This window comes from Niveispirillum irakense DSM 11586 (assembly GCF_000429645.1).
In the GTDB taxonomy this organism is placed as follows: Bacteria; Pseudomonadota; Alphaproteobacteria; order Azospirillales; family Azospirillaceae; genus Niveispirillum; species Niveispirillum irakense.
In genome coordinates this window covers 563,829-579,846 of the sequence record NZ_AUCG01000016.1, presented here as the reverse complement: position 1 = coordinate 579,846, position 16,018 = coordinate 563,829, and the positions used below count along the sequence as shown (strand labels likewise).

Here is a 16,018-nt window from a genome sequence, read left to right as displayed (position 1 = left end):
CACAAGAGGGATGCGCGGGGCTCCGTTGACGTGCGCGCACGGACACAGGATAGTCGCGCGTTCCGGCGGTCCCTTATCGGCTTCTTGGCCGCCGTGCTTTGTGAAATCAGGAGCAAGTGCCGTGATTCCAGCAGTGATGCCCACCTATTCCCGGATCGACACCGTGTTCGAACGGGGTGAAGGCGCCTACATCTGGGACACACATGGCCGACGATTCCTGGATTTCACCGCCGGTATCGCGGTGAACGCCCTTGGTCACGCGCACCCCTATCTGGTGGAAAAGCTGACCGAGCAGGCGGGCAAGCTCTGGCATACGTCCAACCTGTTCCGGGTTGCGGGCCAGGAAAAGCTGGCCGCGCGGCTGAAGGAACTGACCTTCGCCGACACCATGTTCTTCACCAATTCCGGCGTGGAAGCGTGGGAGTGTGCCGTCAAGACGGTACGCAAATACCATCATGACAGCGGGCATCCGGAAAAGACCCGCTTCGTCGTGGTCGGCGGTGCCTTCCATGGCCGTTCCACCACCGCCATTGCCGCCGCCAAGTCCGACAAGATGGTCGGCGGTTTCGGCCCGCTGCTGGATGCGTTCGATCAGGTGTCTTATGACAATCTGAACGAACTGCGCGCCGCCATCACGCCGGAGACGGCCGGCATCATCGTAGAACCGATCCTGGGCGAAGGCGGCATCCGCCCGGCCAGCATCGACTATCTGAAGGCCCTGCGCGCCGCGGCTGACGAGTTCGGCCTGCTGCTGGTGTTTGATGAAATCCAGACCGGCGTGGGCCGCACCGGCAAGCTGTTCGCCCATGAATGGGCGGATATCGCGCCGGACGTGATGTGCATCGCCAAGGGCATTGGCGGCGGCTTCCCTGTCGGTGCCTGCCTGGCATCGGAAAAGGCGGCGCTGGGCATGGTGCCCGGCACCCATGGCAGCACCTTTGGCGGCAATCCGCTGGCTATGGCGGTTGCCAATGCCGTGCTGGATGTGGTGACGGCACCGGGCTTCATGGACCATGTCAGCCAGATCGGCGACCTGCTGAAGGGCAAGCTGGGGGAACTGGTCGCCCGCTATCCGTCCGTTCTGGCGGATGCGCGCGGCAAGGGCCTGATGCTGGGCCTGAAATGCGTGGTGAATAACGGGGAGATGGTGACCCGCCTGCGCGAGAATGGCCTGCTGGTCGTGGGCGCGGCGGATAATGTGGTGCGCATTCTGCCGCCGCTGACCATCGGCGAAAAGGAAGTGACCGAAGCCATGGAAATCCTTGAGAAGACCTGCCGGGAGTTCGCGCAATGACTTCTGAAAGCAAGGTCCGCCATTTTCTGGATATCCACCAGCATGATCTGCCCAGCCTGCGCCGCATGCTGGACAGCGCCGCCATGATGAAGCGCGGGGCGGGGGCGGAAAAGCCGCTGCTGGGCAAGACCCTGGCACTGATCTTCGAAAAGCCCAGCACCCGCACCCGCGTGTCGTTTGAAGTGGGGATGCGCCAGTTGGGCGGTGAGGTGATCTGCCTGACCGGCAAGGAAATCCAGCTCGGCCACGGCGAGACGATCGCCGATACGGCGCGCGTTCTGTCCCGCTATGTCGATATCATCATGCTGCGCACCGACCATGAGGCGAAGCTGCATGAAATGGCCGCTGCCGCCACCGTGCCGGTGATCAACGGCCTGACCGACAGTTCCCACCCGGTCCAGATCATGGCCGATATCCTGACCTATGAGGAACGCAAAGGGTCGATCAAGGATGCGGTGGTGTGCTGGGCCGGCGATGCCAATAATGTGTGCGAAAGCTGGATCCATGCCGCGGTGCTGTTCGATTTCGAACTGCGCATCGCCTGTCCGGAGGAATTGTCCCCGCCGGCAGCGACCCTGGACTGGGTGCGTCAGCATCAGGGCCGCGTCAGCGTCACCCGTGATATTGAGGTGGCTGCAAGGGATGCCGATGCCGTGGTCACTGACACCTGGGTGTCGATGCATAATAAGGACGGCCAGCGCCGTCACAATCTGCTGAAGCCATATCAGGTCAACGCCCATGTCATGGGTCTGGCGAAAAAAGACGCCATATTCATGCATTGTCTCCCGGCCCACCGGGAGGAGGAGGTGACCTCCGCCATCATCGACGGCCTGCAATCGGCGGTCTGGGACGAGGCGGAGAACCGCATGCACGCCCAGAAGGGCATTTTGACCTGGTGTCTTGACCGATGACTTCGCGTGACCCCGTGGCGGGCAGCCCCCGCCACGATACCGATCTTGTTTCGTCCGAGTTCGATATCGTCCAGCCCTTCCAACTCGACAGCGCCTCCTTCCGGGGGCGCCTTGTCCGGCTGGGTCCGGGGCTGGATGAGATCGTGACCCGGCATGCCTATCCCGCCCAGGTGCAGCCGCTGCTGGCGGAAACCATCCTGCTGGCGGCGACCCTGGCATCGGCGGTGAAGTACGAAGGTATCTTCACGTTGCAGACCAAGGGCGACGGGCCGGTCGCCTATACCGTCTCCGACGTGACCTCCGTCGGCGATATGCGCGGCTATGCCCGGTTTGATGCCGACCGTCTGGCCGAGCAGATGAGCCATAAGGGCTTCAAGGCCGATCTCGGTTCCCTGCTGGGGTCGGGCTATGTCGCCTTCACGGTGGATCAGGGCGAACATACTGAACGCTATCAGGGCATTGTGGAACTGCGCGGCGATACGATGGCGGAAGCCACCCGCCATTATTTCCGCCAGTCCGAACAGATGGCGACCAGCATCAAATCCTTTGTCGGCCAGGATAAGGACGGCAAATGGGTGGGCGGCGCCATCATGCTTCAGGCCCTGCCGCCGGAAACGGCCGGCATCGCCGCCGACCATATCCAGGGCAGCCGTGAAGAAGACTGGAACCGCGCCAATGCCCTGCTGGATACGGTGACAGCGGCGGAATTGCTGGATGACGATCTGCCGGCCAACGATCTGCTGTACCGCCTGTTCCACGAGGAAAATCCGCGCATCTATGACCGTACGGCCCTGCGCCCTGGCTGCCGCTGCTCGCGTGAGCGGGTGGAAACGGTGCTGGCCAGCCTGAACCGGGCGGAACTGGACGATCTGCGGGTTGATGGGGCGGTGCAGGTGACGTGCGAGTTCTGCAACACCACCTACAGCTTCAATGATGCCGACCTGGATAAGGTCTATGGCGGCGGGTTTTAAGGCTTGTCGGGTTTAGAGTGTGTCCGGTTTAGTTGGAATCGGACATGGTTCTCACTACCGTCACCCATGCTGCGGCCGGGGTCCAGTTTCGTAGAGCAAGGCGCTTGTGATCCTGGGCCCCGGCCTGCGCCGGGGTGACGGTCGAGGTTGATCCAACCTAAACCTGACAAATTCTAGGCTGCCCCCCTTTGCTTCAGCTTACGCCTGACAACCCCAAACCCTCACAAACTCTCCCCAGGTAATCCCCGGATAAGCAGGGACCGATGAGCCTTTCCATCCCCCGCCTGATCGGCCATCGCGGTGCTGCCCGCCACGCGCCGGAAAACACCCTTGCCGGCATGCGCGCCGCCGCGTTGCAGGGGGCGTTGTGGGTGGAACTGGATGTGAAGATCACGGCCGATGGTGTGCCGGTCCTGTTCCATGATGATGATCTGGACCGCACCACCAATTGCCATGGCCCGGTGGCGCAGATGGATTTCACCAGCTTGCGGCGGCTGGATGCCGGTTCCTGGTTCGGTGCCAGTTTCCGGGGGGAACGGGTGCCGACGCTGGCGGAAGCGCTGCAGGCTGCCATCCTGTTGGATATCGGCCTGAACCTGGAGATCAAGCCCTGCCCCGGGCGGGATGAACAGACAGCCGGCATTGCCCTGTCCATGGCCCTGTCGCTCTGGCCCGCCGACCGGCCACCACCGCTGGTCAGCAGCTTTTCCGTCACGGCGCTGGAGATGGCGCAGCAGGTGGCGCCGCACTGGCCGCGCGGTTATCTGATGGATGAGCCCCCGGACGATTGGGCCGCCATTGCCGACCGGCTGGACGTCCGCACCATCAACATCAACGCCGCCCGTCAGACGGCGGAGAGCATCGCTGCCTATCGCGCCACGGGCCGCCCCGTTCTGGCCTATACGGTGAACGAGGCGGAGCAGGCCCGCCGCCTGTTCGCCTGGGGTGTCACCGGAATTTTCACTGATACGCCGCAGGGGCTTTTCCAGGCGCTGACCGGCAAAGGGCCGAAGGGCTGAAGAAACGGCCGCTTCAGTTGGTCCTGAAAGGCCCGTCGCCTTCACGCCATCTTGCCGGATGGGCCGTGCTGCGCCAAAGTCCTGTGCCGCGAGACAGCAAGGGATATCGGCGATGGTCCAGCACAATGCCCCGCAGCGATTGGTGCATGGCCCCCTTACCCGGCGGGGTTTGCTGGCCGGATGTGGCGCCCTTGCCGCCGGGATGATGCTGGGCCGCGGCATCGCGCAGGCGCAGACCATGGCGACCGGCCCGGATGCGGCACTGGACCGGTTTTTTGCCGAACAATTTGACGCCGACGCCGCCCGATCACCGGAAATGCGGACATGGCTGGGCCTGGGCGGGCCGCAGGATGGCTGGGATGACCGGTCGGAAGCAGCCCTGGCCGAGAATGACCGGGTGCTGGCCGCCGCCCTGGATCGGCTGCATCGCGATTTCCCCGATGGCGGGCTGACCCCCGCCGGACGGCTGAACAAGAAATTATGGGAATATCAGGCCGGGGAAAAGTTGGCCGCTGCCCGCTGGCGGGGCAATTCCTATCCCGCTGACCATTTCAATGGTCGGCATGGGGAAATCGTCGATCTGCTGTCGACATACCATCCGGTGCGGGATGGGCAAGGCGCGCGCGCCTGGATCGCGCGTGTCCGCAGCGTCGGCCAGCCGGTGGGACACTTGATCCAGGCGCTGGAGGAACGGGCCGCCAATGGCGTGATCCCGCCCCGCTTTTCTGTGGAAAAGACCCTGGGGGCCGTGCGCAACGTCCTGACAGGTCGGCCTTTCCAGCCGGATGCGGCAGCGGACAGTGCTCTGCTGGCGGGTTTTGCCCGCAAGGTCGCCGACCTGCCCTTGCCGGAGGCGGAGAAGCAGGATTTGACCCGCCAGGCAAGCGGCGCGCTGCAAGATGCTTTCGCCCCCGCCTGGCAGCGGCTGGCCACGAGCCTGGAAGGGCTGGCGGCACGGGCGGATGATCGCGACGGGGTGTGGAAACTGCCCGATGGTGAGGATTATTACCGCTGGTGCCTGCGCAGCCACACGACCCTGGAACTGGAGCCGGAAACCGTTCACGCCCTGGGCCTGCAGGAAGTACGGCGTATCCAGGACGAAATGGCCGCCATCAAGCATAAGGTCGGCTTCACCGGCGATATGGCGGCCTTCAACCGCTTCCTGCGCGAAGAAGGGCGCTTTTACTTCCCCGATACCGATGAAGGCCATGCCGCCTATATCAACGGTGCCACACACATCCTGGAAAAGGTGAAGGCCGCCCTGGACGGGCAGTTCAACCTGAAGCCCAAGGCCCCCCTGGTGGTGCAGCGGTTTGAACGGTATCGGGAGGCGAGCGAGACCATTGCCCGCTATTCCCCCCCCGCCAGCGACGGGTCGCGCCCCGGCATTTATTACGTCAACCTGTCCAACATGAAGGAAATGCCGATCTGGCAGATGGAGGTTCTGGCCTTCCACGAGGGCATTCCCGGCCATCACATGCAGATCGCCCTGGCACAGGAAGCCACCAACCTGCCCGCCTTCCGCCGGCATGACATGCACACGGCCTATGTGGAGGGCTGGGGGCTTTATTCGGAACGGCTGCCCAAGGAACTGGGCTTCTATGAAGATCCCTATTCCGATTTCGGCCGCCTGACCTTTGAGTTATGGCGCGCCATCCGGCTGGTGCTGGATACCGGCATCCATGTGAAAAAATGGTCACGCCAGCAGGCGATAGACTATTTCACCCGCAATACCGCCTTCACGCGCGAAGTGGCGGAACGGGAGGTCGATCGCTACATCGTCTATCCAGGACAGGCCTGCGCCTATTATATCGGGCTGCGCAAGGTGCTGGAATTGCGGGAAAAAGCGAAGAAGGAACTGGGGCCTTCCTTTGATATGAAGGGGTTCCACGATGCCATCCTGGCCAATGGGTCGGTGCCCTTGTCGGTGCTGGAACAGGTGGTGGATGGCTGGATCAATGGCCGCAAAGCGTAAAGCGCGGCCTATAACAAACTGTCAGCGAGGCAATCCATGTCTGAGTCGTTTTCCCGCCGTACCCTGCTGGGGGCTGCGGCCACGCTTGCCTTGGTGGCCGGTGGCTTGCCCGCCGCCCTGGCCCAGTCGGGCCTTGGCCCGCTTACCCTGTCGCCTGCAGCCACGCCCAAGACCAAGGATGATGTGACGGCCCTGAACGCCTTCCTGGAAGAAGTGTTCGAGGCCGGGGTGTCGCTCTCCCCGGAGATGCAGACCTATCTGGGCCGCAAGACCAATTATGACCGCTGGGACGATGACAGCGACGCCTTCGCCGCGCTGGCGGTGGAGCGCACGCGCACGGCGCTGAAGCTGCTGCGCCAGGGTTGGGACCCGGCCCGGCTGCCGCCGGCGGCCAAACTGAATTACCGGTTGTTTGAGAACCGGTGCGAGCTGGAAATCGCCGCCCTGCAATGGCGGCCCTATGGCTATCCGCTGAACCATCTGGGCGGGCGCCATACCGGCATCCCCAGCTTCCTGGCCAATGCCCATGATATCGCGGATATCGGTGATGCGCGGGCCTATCTGGCCCGGCTGGAAGGCATCCCCCGCGTGATCCAGCAGACCATCGACCGGGGCTATGACAGCGCGGCCAAGGGCATCATCCCGCCCAAATTCTCCCTGACCAAGATGCGCCCGGATATCCGGTCCGTCATTACCGGCGCACCGTTCGATGGCGGCGCGGACAGCGCCCTTTATGCCGATTTCAAGGGCAAGGTCACAGCCCTGGACATTCCCCAGGCCGAGAAGGACAAGCTGGTGGCCGAAGCCGCCCGCATCCTGGTGGAGAAGGTGAAGCCCGCCTATGAGGCGCTGGATGTGGCCGCCGGGAAGCTGGAAGCCCAAGCCACCCAGGAAGATGGCGTCTGGAAGTTGCCGGACGGGGCAACCTATTATCGCTTCGTGGTGAAGCAGGACACCACCACCGACCTGACACCCAACCAGATCCATGAACTGGGCCTGAAGCATGTGGCCGAACTGCAAAAGGAAATGCAGACCATCATGCGCAAGGTGGAATTCAAAGGCACGCTGCCGGAATTTTTCCATCATCTGCGCACCGACCCGAAATTCTACTTCAGCAATGATGATGCCGGGCGTGCGGCCTATCTGGCCCATTGCGAGAAGATCCTGGCTGAATTCACCGCCCGGCTGGATGAATGGTTCATCACCAAGCCCAAGGCGCCGCTGGTGGTGAAGCGGGTGGAAGCCTATCGGGAAAAATCGGCCCCGCCGGCCTTCTATAACCAGCCCTCCCCGGATGGCTCGCGGCCCGGCATCTTCTACGCCAATCTGGCCGATATGCGGGAAATGGCGAAATGGCAGTCCGACGCCATCATCTATCATGAGGGCATTCCCGGCCATCACATGCAGATCGCCATCGCGCAGGAACTGGGGGACGATGTGCCCAGCTTCCGCCGCTTCGGCTTCTATGGCGCTTATACCGAGGGCTGGGGCCTCTATTCGGAGATGCTGCCCAAGGAGCAGGGTTTCTACCAGGACCCCTATGCCGATTTCGGCCGGTTGACGACCCAGATCTGGCGCGCCGTGCGGCTGGTGGTGGATAGCGGCATCCATGCCAAGAAATGGACCCGCGAACAGGCGGTGGATTATTTCGTCGCCAACACGCCGCTGAACCGGGATCAGGTGATCCGGGAAGTGGATCGCTACATCGTCAATCCCGGTCAGGCCACCAGCTATTATGTCGGCATGCTCCGCATCATGGAACTGCGCGACAAGGCCCGCCGGGAATTGGGTGCCAAATTCGACCTGAAAGGCTTCCATGAGGTGGTGCTGCGCACCGGTGCGGTACCCCTGGATATCCTGGGCGAACAGGTGGATGCCTGGATCGCTTCGGTGAAGTGATATAGGCATCCGACACCGCCTTCCCCGACACCTACTTTCCCCAAGGACCGACGCATGCTGAAACTGCCCGCCGCCCTTGCCCTGTGCCTTGCCCTGCTGGTGCCGGGCGCTGCTGTCCAGGCCCAGTCGGTTGACAAGACACCGCGCATCGCCGTGATGTCGGCCTTCGATCCGGAGATGGAAGCGCTGCTGGCAGCGACGGCGGACAGGCAAACCCACAGCCAGCATGGCATCAGCTTCACCACCGGCACGCTGGGCGGCAAGCCGGTGGTGCTGGTGCAAAGCGGGATCAGCATGGTCAATGCGGCCATGACGACGCAGATGCTGTTCGACCGGTTTGCCGTGAAAAGCCTGGTTTTCAGCGGCGTTGCCGGCGGGGTTGATCCCGGCCTGCATATTGGTGATGTCAGCGTGCCGCAGCGCTGGGGCCAGTATCTGGAAAGCCATATCGTGCGCCAGACGGCGGATGGAAAGCTGGCACCTGTGGGCTGGGCCAGCCTGCCCTATCCGCCCATGGGGGTGATCCAGCCCTCCAACGCCTATATCCGCCGGCCCGGCAAGGCGGAGCCGGAGCGTAAATTCTGGTTCGAGGCGTCGGCTGACCTGCTGGCCCTGGCCGGGAAGGTGGTGCCGGGCATCACGCTGGAACGCTGTGCCACCAAGACGGATTGCCTGGATCGCCAGCCGGTGGCGACGGTGGGCGGCAATGCCGTCTCCGGCCCGGCCTTCATGGATAATGCGGCCTGGCGGGAATATCTGTTCGCCACCATGCAGGCGCGGGTGGTGGATATGGAATCCTCCGCCGTTGCCCTGGTGGCGGAACAGAACGGCGTCCCCTTCATCATCTTCCGGTCCGTGTCCGATCTGGCCGGCGCCGATCCGGATGAAAACCGGTTCAGGATTTTCTTAAACCTGGCCGCTGCCAACGCGGCCAAGGTGGTGACCGGCTTCGTCAAGGCGATGCCGGCCCCGTAAAAGGCGGAAAGCCCCTTATTTCGTGCCGAACAGCCGGTCACCCGCATCGCCCAGGCCGGGCACGATGTAGGAATCATCGTTCAGGTGGCTGTCCAGGGCGGCGGTGAAGACCGGCACATCGGGATGGTGCTGGTGGAACACCTTGACCCCTTCGGGGGCGGAAACCAGGGCCATGAAGCGGATCTGGCTGTCCGCCACGCCATGGCGGTTCAGCACATCCACGGCGTGGACGGCGGAATAGCCGGTGGCCAGCATCGGATCGACCAGGATGAAGATGCGGCCCACCGGGTCCGGCAGCTTGACCAGATATTCTACCGGCCGCTTGGTTTCATGGTCGCGGTAAAGGCCGATATGGCCTTCGCGGGCTGCCGGCACCAGTTCCAGCAGCCCTTCCGCCATCACCAGGCCGGCGCGCAGGATAGGCACCACGGCCAGTTTGCGCCCCTCGATCACGGGCGCATCCATCGGGCAGAGCGGTGTTTCAATCCGCTCCGTCGTCATGGGCAGGTCGCGCGTGATCTCATACCCCATCAGCAGGGCGATCTCCCGCAGCAACTGGCGGAAACCCATGGTGGAGCGGTTCTTATCGCGCATATGCGACAGCTTGTGCTGGATCAGCGGGTGGGTCAGCACATGCAGGTTGGGCAGGTCGGTCGTCATGGCCACCGGGCTCAAGCTCTTTGAAGGATAAGCCCAGCATAGCGAGTGATGCCGCCAGCGTCAGCGTCCAGATGCGCGGCATATCCATCCCTTCAGGCGCCGGGCGGGCGCATCCGTGCCCGTGGCCGACCCCTGCGCCCGGCGGGCGGCAGCCGCGCAGCCACCATGGGCTGTGCCGGCGGCGGGTTATGGCCCATATTCTTTGGCCTCACCCCCGCCCGTCCCGGTTCCCCGGAAAGTCCCCATGCGCCGTCACGACCGCCCCAGCGGCACCCAGAATGCCGATCGCGGCAATCGTACCCGTCTGACCGATGGTCAGGTGCTGAAACGCCTGCTGCCCTATCTGTGGCCGGTAGGGCAGACGGGCATGAAGGTGCGGGTGGTGGTGGCGCTGCTGTTCCTGGCTGCGGCCAAGGGGGCCAACGTCACGGTGCCCATCTGGTACAAGGGTGCGGTTGATACCCTGTCGCCGGAAGGGGTGGCCCAGGCCGCCGCAGCCAACCCGGCTGTGGCCATCCCGCTGGGCTTTATCCTGGCCTATGGGCTGGCGCGGGTTTTGAGCCTGGCGTTCGGGGAATTGCGCGACGCCGTGTTTGAGCGGGTCAGCCAGCGCGCCATGCGGGTGGCGGCGCTGAATGTCTTCCGCCATCTGCACGCCCTGTCGCTGCGCTTCCACCTGGAACGCCAGACCGGCGGCCTGTCCCGCATTGTGGAGCGGGGGACGAAATCCATCGACAGCCTGCTCAGCACGTCCCTGTTCAATGTGCTGCCGACCCTGCTGGAAATCCTGCTGGTCACGGGCATCTTGTGGAAATTGTTCGATTTCCGTTTCGCCGCCGTCACCTTCGGCACGGTCGCGCTTTACATCACCTACACGATCACGGTCACCAACTGGCGTACCCGCATCCGCCGGCAGATGCTGGATGCCGATACCAGCGCCAATGCCAAGGCCATCGACACGCTGCTGAATTACGAGACGGTGAAATATTTCGGCAACGAGGCGTTCGAGGCCAACCGTTATGACAAGGCGCTGCGGGTCTATGAGGATGCGGCCGTCCGCACCCAATCCTCCCTCTCCCTGCTGAATGTGGGCCAGGGCATCATCATCGCGGTCGGCGTGGTGGCGGTGATGTGGATGGCGGCGGCGGGGATTGTGGCCGGCCAGCTTACCATTGGCGATTTCGTGCTGGTGAACACCTATCTTTTGCAGCTTTACCAGCCGCTGAATATTTTCGGTTTCGTCTATCGCGGCATCCGCGAGTCGCTGAACGATATGGAGCGGATGTTCGAACTGCTGACCGTGGATCGGGAGGTGGAGGATAAGCCGGGCGCGCCTGCCCTGGCCCCCCAGGGTGGTGCCATCCGGTTCCGCGATGTGCATTTCGCCTATGATGCCCGCCGCCCGATCCTGAAAGGGATCGATCTGGCCGTGCCTGCCGGTCGCACCGTGGCCGTGGTCGGACCGACCGGGGCCGGCAAATCCACCCTGTCCCGCCTGCTCTACCGGTTTTATGACGTGACCGATGGCGCCGTGCTGATCGACGGGCAGGATGTGCGCGACGTGACGCAGACCTCGCTGCGGGCTGCCATCGGCATCGTCCCGCAGGACACGGTGCTGTTCAACGACACGATCCGTTACAACATCGCCTATGGCCGTACCGGTGCCAGTCAGGCCGATCTGGACCGGGTGGCCGCCTCAGCGCAGATCCTGGACTTCATCAAGGCCTTGCCGGATGGCTGGGACACGATGGTGGGCGAACGGGGGCTGAAACTGTCCGGCGGGGAAAAGCAGCGGGTGGCGATTGCCCGCACCCTGCTGAAGGACCCGCCGATCCTGATCCTGGATGAAGCGACCAGCGCGCTGGATACCCATACGGAGCGGGAAATCCAGGCTGCCCTGACCGATGCCGCCCGCGGCCGCACCACCCTAGTCATCGCCCACCGCCTGTCCACCGTGGTGGATGCGGATGAGATTATCGTGCTGGATGCCGGTCGCATCGTGGAACGCGGCAGCCATGCCGACCTGCTGGCCGAGGGCGGTGCCTATGCCGCCCTGTGGGCCCGCCAGCAGGAAAGCGGGGCGAAGGGGGAGATGGTGGCGGTGTGAGGCACGCCGCCCCTGCCTTTATCATTCCGTATTCGCAATGAAAAACCCCAGCGGCCTGATCTGCCACTGGGGTTTATTTTGTAATCGTAATGATGCCTATTCCGGCTTGGGATTCTAAGGTCCGTCAGGTGTAGGTTGATCCCACCTAAACCTGACAGACCCCAAGGGATGGGGCTTTTGGCGGCCCCGTCCCCTGTCAAACCCCTTACAGGATGAACTTGGACAGGTCGGTATTCTGCGCCAGCCCGTCCAACTGCTGGCGGACATAGTCGGCATCAATCGTGATGGTCTGGCCGCCCTTTTCGGTGGCGGAGAAGCTGATTTCCTCCAGCAGCCGTTCCAGCACCGTATGCAGGCGGCGGGCGCCGATATTTTCTACCGTGCGGTTGATCTCGGCTGCCAGCCGGGCCAGTTCGTCGATGGCGGTATCCTCGAAGACCAGTTCCACCTCTTCGGTCTTCATCAAGGCCACATATTGCTTGATCAGGCTGGCTTCCGGCTCCGTCAGGATGCGGCGGAAATCACCCTGGGTCAGCGGGGTCAGGTTGACGCGGATGGGCAGGCGGCCCTGCAATTCCGGCAGCAGGTCGCTGGGCTTGGCGATGTGGAAGGCGCCGGACGCGATGAACAGGATATGGTCGGTCTTCACCGGCCCATGCTTGGTGGCCACTGTCGTGCCCTCGATCAGCGGCAGCAGGTCGCGCTGCACGCCCTCGCGGGAGACATCGCCGCCGCGCGCCTCGCTGCGGGCGCAGATCTTGTCCACCTCGTCCAGGAAGACGATGCCGTTCTGTTCCACCGCATGGATGGCATCAGCCGTCACCTTCTCGGCATCCAGCAGCTTGTCGCTCTCTTCCGCCATCAGCACTTCGTAGCTTTCCGACACGCTCATCTTGCGGGTCTTGGTGCGACCGCCGCCGAACGCCTTGCCGAAAATATCGCCCAGATTGACCATGCCCATCTGGGCACCCGGCATGCCGGGAATATCCAGGGTCGGCATGCCGGGCACGGCATTGTCGGCCACCTGGATCTCGATCTCCTTGTCGTTCAGGCTGCCTTCACGCAGCATCTTGCGGAACTTGGCGCGGGTATCGGGGGAGGCGCCATTGCCGACCAGCGCATCCAGCACCCGTTCTTCCGCCGCCAGTTCGGCCTTGGCTTCCACTTCCTTGCGCAGGCGGGTGCGCGACAGGCCGATGGCAACCTCCACCAGATCGCGGACGATCTGTTCCACATCGCGGCCGACATAACCGACCTCAGTGAATTTGGTGGCTTCCACCTTCAGGAAGGGGGCATTGGCCAGCTTGGCCAGACGGCGGGCGATTTCGGTTTTGCCGACACCGGTGGGGCCGATCATCAGGATGTTCTTGGGCAGAACCTCATCCTTCAATCCGGCATCCAACTGCTGGCGGCGCCAGCGGTTGCGCAGCGCAATGGCAACGGCGCGCTTGGCCTCATTCTGGCCGACAATATAGCGGTCCAGTTCGGATACGATCTCACGCGGGGAGAAGGCGGTCGTCGTGCTCATGGCGGTCACATCTTCTCCAGCGTGACGGAATGGTTGGTATAGACGCAGATATCGCCGGCCACCTTCATGGCCCGCCGTGCGATGGTTTCCGCGTCCAGCCCTTCAATATCAATCAGGGCGCGGGCGGCGGCCAGCGCGTATGAGCCGCCGGAACCGATGCCGATAATGCCGTCCTCCGGCTCCAGCACATCGCCATTGCCGGTGATGACCAGGGAGACATCCTTGTCCGCCACGGCCATCAGGGCTTCCAGCCGGCGCAGGTAACGGTCGGTGCGCCAATCCTTGGCCATTTCCACCGCCGCACGGGTCAACTGGCCGGGATGCTGTTCCAGCTTGGCTTCCAGCCGCTCGAACAAGGCAAAGGCATCGGCGGTGGCACCGGCGAAACCGGCCATCACCGATCCGCCGGCCAGGCGGCGCACCTTGCGGGCGTTGGATTTCATCACGGTCTGGCCCATGGAAACCTGGCCATCGCCGGCAATGACCACCTGTCCGCCCTTGCGGACGGAAATGATGGTGGTGCCATGCCACTGGATCGGATCATGGGGGTTGGATTGGCTCATGTCGGGTTCGCTGCCTGACGGATCGGAAAAGGGTCCCTGCTATGTGGGCAGGCGCACGCCCGCGTCAAGCCGCAGCACTATGGCAGATGCAGTGGATGGGCCTGGGACAGTTCCAGCCGCCGCTCCGCCCGGCAGGTGCCGCTTTCGATCTGCTGCGCGATGCTCATCCGCATGGCGCGCAATGTCGCGGCCCGGTCGCCGATGCGCAGCACGCCATCCCGGCTGAAGCGGAAGCCGGATTTCGTTGCTTCTGACCGGAATAGCGTACCGATATCGGTCCCTTCGCAATCGATAAAGGCCAGGGTGGGCGCATCGGTGCCCTGGCGCACCAGGGCCAGCGGCAGATAGGCGTAACGCTGGGCCTCCCCATCGGTGCGCATGGCATCGGGCAAACGGACCCGTCTGTCCAGCCGGCGCAACCCGTCACCGGTCAGGCGGGCCTGCACCAGATAAACCGCCCGCGCCTCTCCCCCCGGAACGGACAGGGATTGCAGGGGCAGACCAGGCAATTCCTGGAAGGCCAGGCTGCCAATCAGCCCCCCGGCACCGGAGACGATATAGCGCGTCCCGTTGCGCCCCCCTTCTGCCCGCACGCTCAACGTATCGCCCAGCCCAGTGGGGATATCGCGGGACAGCAGGCCCGGCGGCAGCGCCTCCCCCGTGGGCAGCAACACGCTGTCGCTCTGCGTCAGCAGGCAGCCCCCTAGCCCCAGCATCAAGAACAGGCCCGCCGCCAGCCGCACCAGCAGGGAAAGGGGGCGTCTGCTCATCGTGTTTTCCAGGTGCGGTTGGGGCCGGTATCAATATGGGTGTGGCCGGTGGAGGGATAATAGGCAGCCCCGCCGCGCTGCATGGTCTTGGCAATCTCGCCCAAGGCGGCGCCGGGCAGCAGCGGCACCTTGAAATCCATGGCGCGGCCGGAAAGATGGTAGCTTTCCCGCGCCGCATTGCTGTTGACCTTGACCAGATCGGCATTGGTGCCGGCGGACCGGAAGCCATCCGTCACCTCCACCACCGTCGTGGGGGGCAGGCCGGTGCGCAGCAGCAGATCGAACATGAAATCCATCAGCAGCGGGTCGATCCTGCCCACCTCGCCGGTGCGCCGGTCGCGCAGCAGGTGGTTGATCTTGGCCATGGCGTCCTTGTCGTAACCGCCATTGTGGAAATAGATCACGTCCACCAGCTCCTTGCTGCGCGGGTGGGACAGCACGATGCGGCGGATGTCCGGCAGGGGCGGAAGCGGCGGCATCTCCTCTTCCACCGGGGCTTTCGGCGGGCGGGTGGAACAGGCGGTCAACAGGGCGGGGGCAGCCAGCAGCAGGCCGGCAAAGGTACGGCGTGACAGGGACAAGGGGTGGGCTCCGGCGGGCAGCGGGCGCGAAAGTCGGGTGACGGGTACAGGGTGACAAAAAAGGGGCTGTCGGGACAACCCGTCAAACAACCAGCCGATAGCCTCCAGGTTCCGTCACCAGCAGGCTGGCCTGTGCGGGGTCGGGTTCAATCTTGCGGCGCAGGCGGTAAATATGGGTTTCCAGCGTATGGGTGGTGATGCCGTCCGCATAGCCCCAGACGGCATCCAGCAGCGCATCGCGCGGCACGCATTGCCCGCCGGCACCGTGCAGATGGCGCAGGATCTGGGTTTCCTTTTCCGTCAGGCGGATTTTTTGTGTCCCGGCCAGAAGCTGCTTGGCACCGGGATGGAAGCGGTAGGGCCCTAGATCCAGCCCCTGGTCTGTTGCCGCCTGCCCCTGACGCAGATGATCACGCAGCCGTGCCAGCAGCATCGCCAGCCGGAACGGCTTGGCGATATGGCCGGTTGCGCCACTTTCCGCCAGGGCGGGGGCGGGGCCGCCGGGGGCGGTCAGCAGGATGATGGGGCAGGTGATGCCCTGAGCCCGCAGATGCCGGCACAGGTGCCCGCCATCGCCATCCGGCAGATCGCTATTCAGCAGCATGGCATCGAACGGGCCCTGGTGCAGCCCCTTCTCCAGCCCTTCGGCCATGGAGGCGGCTTCTGTCACCTGCATGCCAGCGGCTGTAAGCTGCTCGGCGATCAGCGGGCGCAGGGCCGCATCATCATCGACCAGAAGGATATGCTTTGCGGTCATGGTGCCAT

Annotated in this window: 14 protein-coding genes; 8 read left to right on the top strand and 6 right to left on the bottom strand. The window is 63.8% G+C overall.

Translation table 11 applies throughout. The features are described 5' to 3' along the window. Window positions 1-136: 136 nt before the first annotated feature. The 7 genes from G473_RS0106215 (at window position 137) to G473_RS25380 (ending at window position 9,044) form a co-directional block, all read left to right on the top strand. Entirely contained in the window at window positions 137-1,294 is a 1,158-nt protein-coding gene (locus tag G473_RS0106215) for an aspartate aminotransferase family protein (RefSeq protein WP_210163229.1), read from the top strand. Then, window positions 1,291-2,205: an ornithine carbamoyltransferase gene (gene argF / locus G473_RS0106210; protein WP_029012391.1), complete on the top strand. Its 915-nt coding sequence runs from the start codon at window positions 1,291-1,293 to the stop codon at window positions 2,203-2,205. The genes G473_RS0106215 and argF overlap by 4 nt, the downstream gene beginning before the upstream one ends. Then, window positions 2,202-3,176: an Hsp33 family molecular chaperone HslO gene (gene hslO, locus G473_RS25385; RefSeq protein WP_084437661.1), complete on the top strand. Its 975-nt coding sequence runs from the start codon at window positions 2,202-2,204 to the stop codon at window positions 3,174-3,176. Before argF ends, hslO begins: the two co-directional genes overlap by 4 nt. Before the next feature lie 263 nt (window positions 3,177-3,439). Then, window positions 3,440-4,195: a glycerophosphodiester phosphodiesterase gene (gene ugpQ / locus G473_RS0106200; protein WP_029012390.1), complete on the top strand. Its 756-nt coding sequence runs from the start codon at window positions 3,440-3,442 to the stop codon at window positions 4,193-4,195. Window positions 4,196-4,307: 112 nt separating this feature from the next. Next, complete coding sequence (locus G473_RS0106195; protein ID WP_051329937.1) at window positions 4,308-6,170, top strand: DUF885 domain-containing protein; 1,863 nt, start codon at window positions 4,308-4,310, stop codon at window positions 6,168-6,170. Between the two features lie 36 nt (window positions 6,171-6,206). After that, on the top strand, window positions 6,207-8,069 hold the full coding sequence (locus tag G473_RS0106190; RefSeq protein ID WP_035705464.1) for a DUF885 domain-containing protein: 1,863 nt from the start codon (window positions 6,207-6,209) through the stop codon (window positions 8,067-8,069). Window positions 8,070-8,123: 54 nt separating this feature from the next. Next, complete coding sequence (locus G473_RS25380) at window positions 8,124-9,044, top strand: 5'-methylthioadenosine/S-adenosylhomocysteine nucleosidase (protein ID WP_035705462.1); 921 nt, start codon at window positions 8,124-8,126, stop codon at window positions 9,042-9,044. A gap of 15 nt (window positions 9,045-9,059) precedes the next feature. Here the strand turns inward: G473_RS25380 and upp are convergent, their stop codons facing one another. Next, window positions 9,060-9,704: a uracil phosphoribosyltransferase gene (gene upp / locus G473_RS0106180; protein ID WP_029012387.1), complete on the bottom strand. Its 645-nt coding sequence runs from the start codon at window positions 9,702-9,704 to the stop codon at window positions 9,060-9,062. Between the two features lie 244 nt (window positions 9,705-9,948). Between upp and G473_RS0106175 the strand changes: the two genes are divergently transcribed. Beyond that, window positions 9,949-11,811, top strand: coding sequence for an ABCB family ABC transporter ATP-binding protein/permease (locus G473_RS0106175; RefSeq protein ID WP_084437659.1), 1,863 nt, complete (start codon window positions 9,949-9,951; stop codon window positions 11,809-11,811). Between the two features lie 205 nt (window positions 11,812-12,016). Here G473_RS0106175 and hslU read toward each other — a convergent pair whose 3' ends face one another. The 5 genes from hslU to G473_RS0106150 form a co-directional block, all read right to left on the bottom strand. Next, window positions 12,017-13,339: an ATP-dependent protease ATPase subunit HslU gene (hslU, locus tag G473_RS0106170; RefSeq protein ID WP_029012385.1), complete on the bottom strand. Its 1,323-nt coding sequence runs from the start codon at window positions 13,337-13,339 to the stop codon at window positions 12,017-12,019. A 5-nt stretch (window positions 13,340-13,344) separates the two neighbouring features. Then, entirely contained in the window at window positions 13,345-13,902 is a 558-nt protein-coding gene (gene hslV, locus G473_RS0106165; protein WP_029012384.1) for an ATP-dependent protease subunit HslV, read from the bottom strand. A gap of 77 nt (window positions 13,903-13,979) precedes the next feature. Beyond that, on the bottom strand, window positions 13,980-14,672 hold the full coding sequence (locus G473_RS0106160; protein WP_029012383.1) for a hypothetical protein: 693 nt from the start codon (window positions 14,670-14,672) through the stop codon (window positions 13,980-13,982). Further along, window positions 14,669-15,253, bottom strand: coding sequence for a YcbK family protein (locus G473_RS25375; RefSeq protein WP_051329936.1), 585 nt, complete (start codon window positions 15,251-15,253; stop codon window positions 14,669-14,671). The genes G473_RS0106160 and G473_RS25375 overlap by 4 nt, the downstream gene beginning before the upstream one ends. A gap of 82 nt (window positions 15,254-15,335) precedes the next feature. Beyond that, window positions 15,336-16,010, bottom strand: coding sequence for a response regulator transcription factor (locus G473_RS0106150; protein WP_029012382.1), 675 nt, complete (start codon window positions 16,008-16,010; stop codon window positions 15,336-15,338). Window positions 16,011-16,018: the final 8 nt, after the last annotated feature.

Excerpts from the sequence above, each read along its gene's own strand:
- G473_RS0106215 (WP_210163229.1), top strand. The coding sequence starts at position 137 with ATGCCCACCTATTCCCGGATCGACACCGTGTTCGAACGGGGTGAAGGC.
- argF (WP_029012391.1), top strand. The coding sequence starts at position 1,291 with ATGACTTCTGAAAGCAAGGTCCGCCATTTTCTGGATATCCACCAGCAT.
- hslO (WP_084437661.1), top strand. The coding sequence starts at position 2,202 with ATGACTTCGCGTGACCCCGTGGCGGGCAGCCCCCGCCACGATACCGAT.
- ugpQ (WP_029012390.1), top strand. The coding sequence starts at position 3,440 with ATGAGCCTTTCCATCCCCCGCCTGATCGGCCATCGCGGTGCTGCCCGC.
- G473_RS0106195 (WP_051329937.1), top strand. The coding sequence starts at position 4,308 with ATGGTCCAGCACAATGCCCCGCAGCGATTGGTGCATGGCCCCCTTACC.
- G473_RS0106190 (WP_035705464.1), top strand. The coding sequence starts at position 6,207 with ATGTCTGAGTCGTTTTCCCGCCGTACCCTGCTGGGGGCTGCGGCCACG.
- G473_RS25380 (WP_035705462.1), top strand. The coding sequence starts at position 8,124 with ATGCTGAAACTGCCCGCCGCCCTTGCCCTGTGCCTTGCCCTGCTGGTG.
- upp (WP_029012387.1), bottom strand. The coding sequence starts at position 9,704 with ATGACGACCGACCTGCCCAACCTGCATGTGCTGACCCACCCGCTGATC.
- G473_RS0106175 (WP_084437659.1), top strand. The coding sequence starts at position 9,949 with ATGCGCCGTCACGACCGCCCCAGCGGCACCCAGAATGCCGATCGCGGC.
- hslU (WP_029012385.1), bottom strand. The coding sequence starts at position 13,339 with ATGAGCACGACGACCGCCTTCTCCCCGCGTGAGATCGTATCCGAACTG.
- hslV (WP_029012384.1), bottom strand. The coding sequence starts at position 13,902 with ATGAGCCAATCCAACCCCCATGATCCGATCCAGTGGCATGGCACCACC.
- G473_RS0106160 (WP_029012383.1), bottom strand. The coding sequence starts at position 14,672 with ATGAGCAGACGCCCCCTTTCCCTGCTGGTGCGGCTGGCGGCGGGCCTG.
- G473_RS0106150 (WP_029012382.1), bottom strand. The coding sequence starts at position 16,010 with ATGACCGCAAAGCATATCCTTCTGGTCGATGATGATGCGGCCCTGCGC.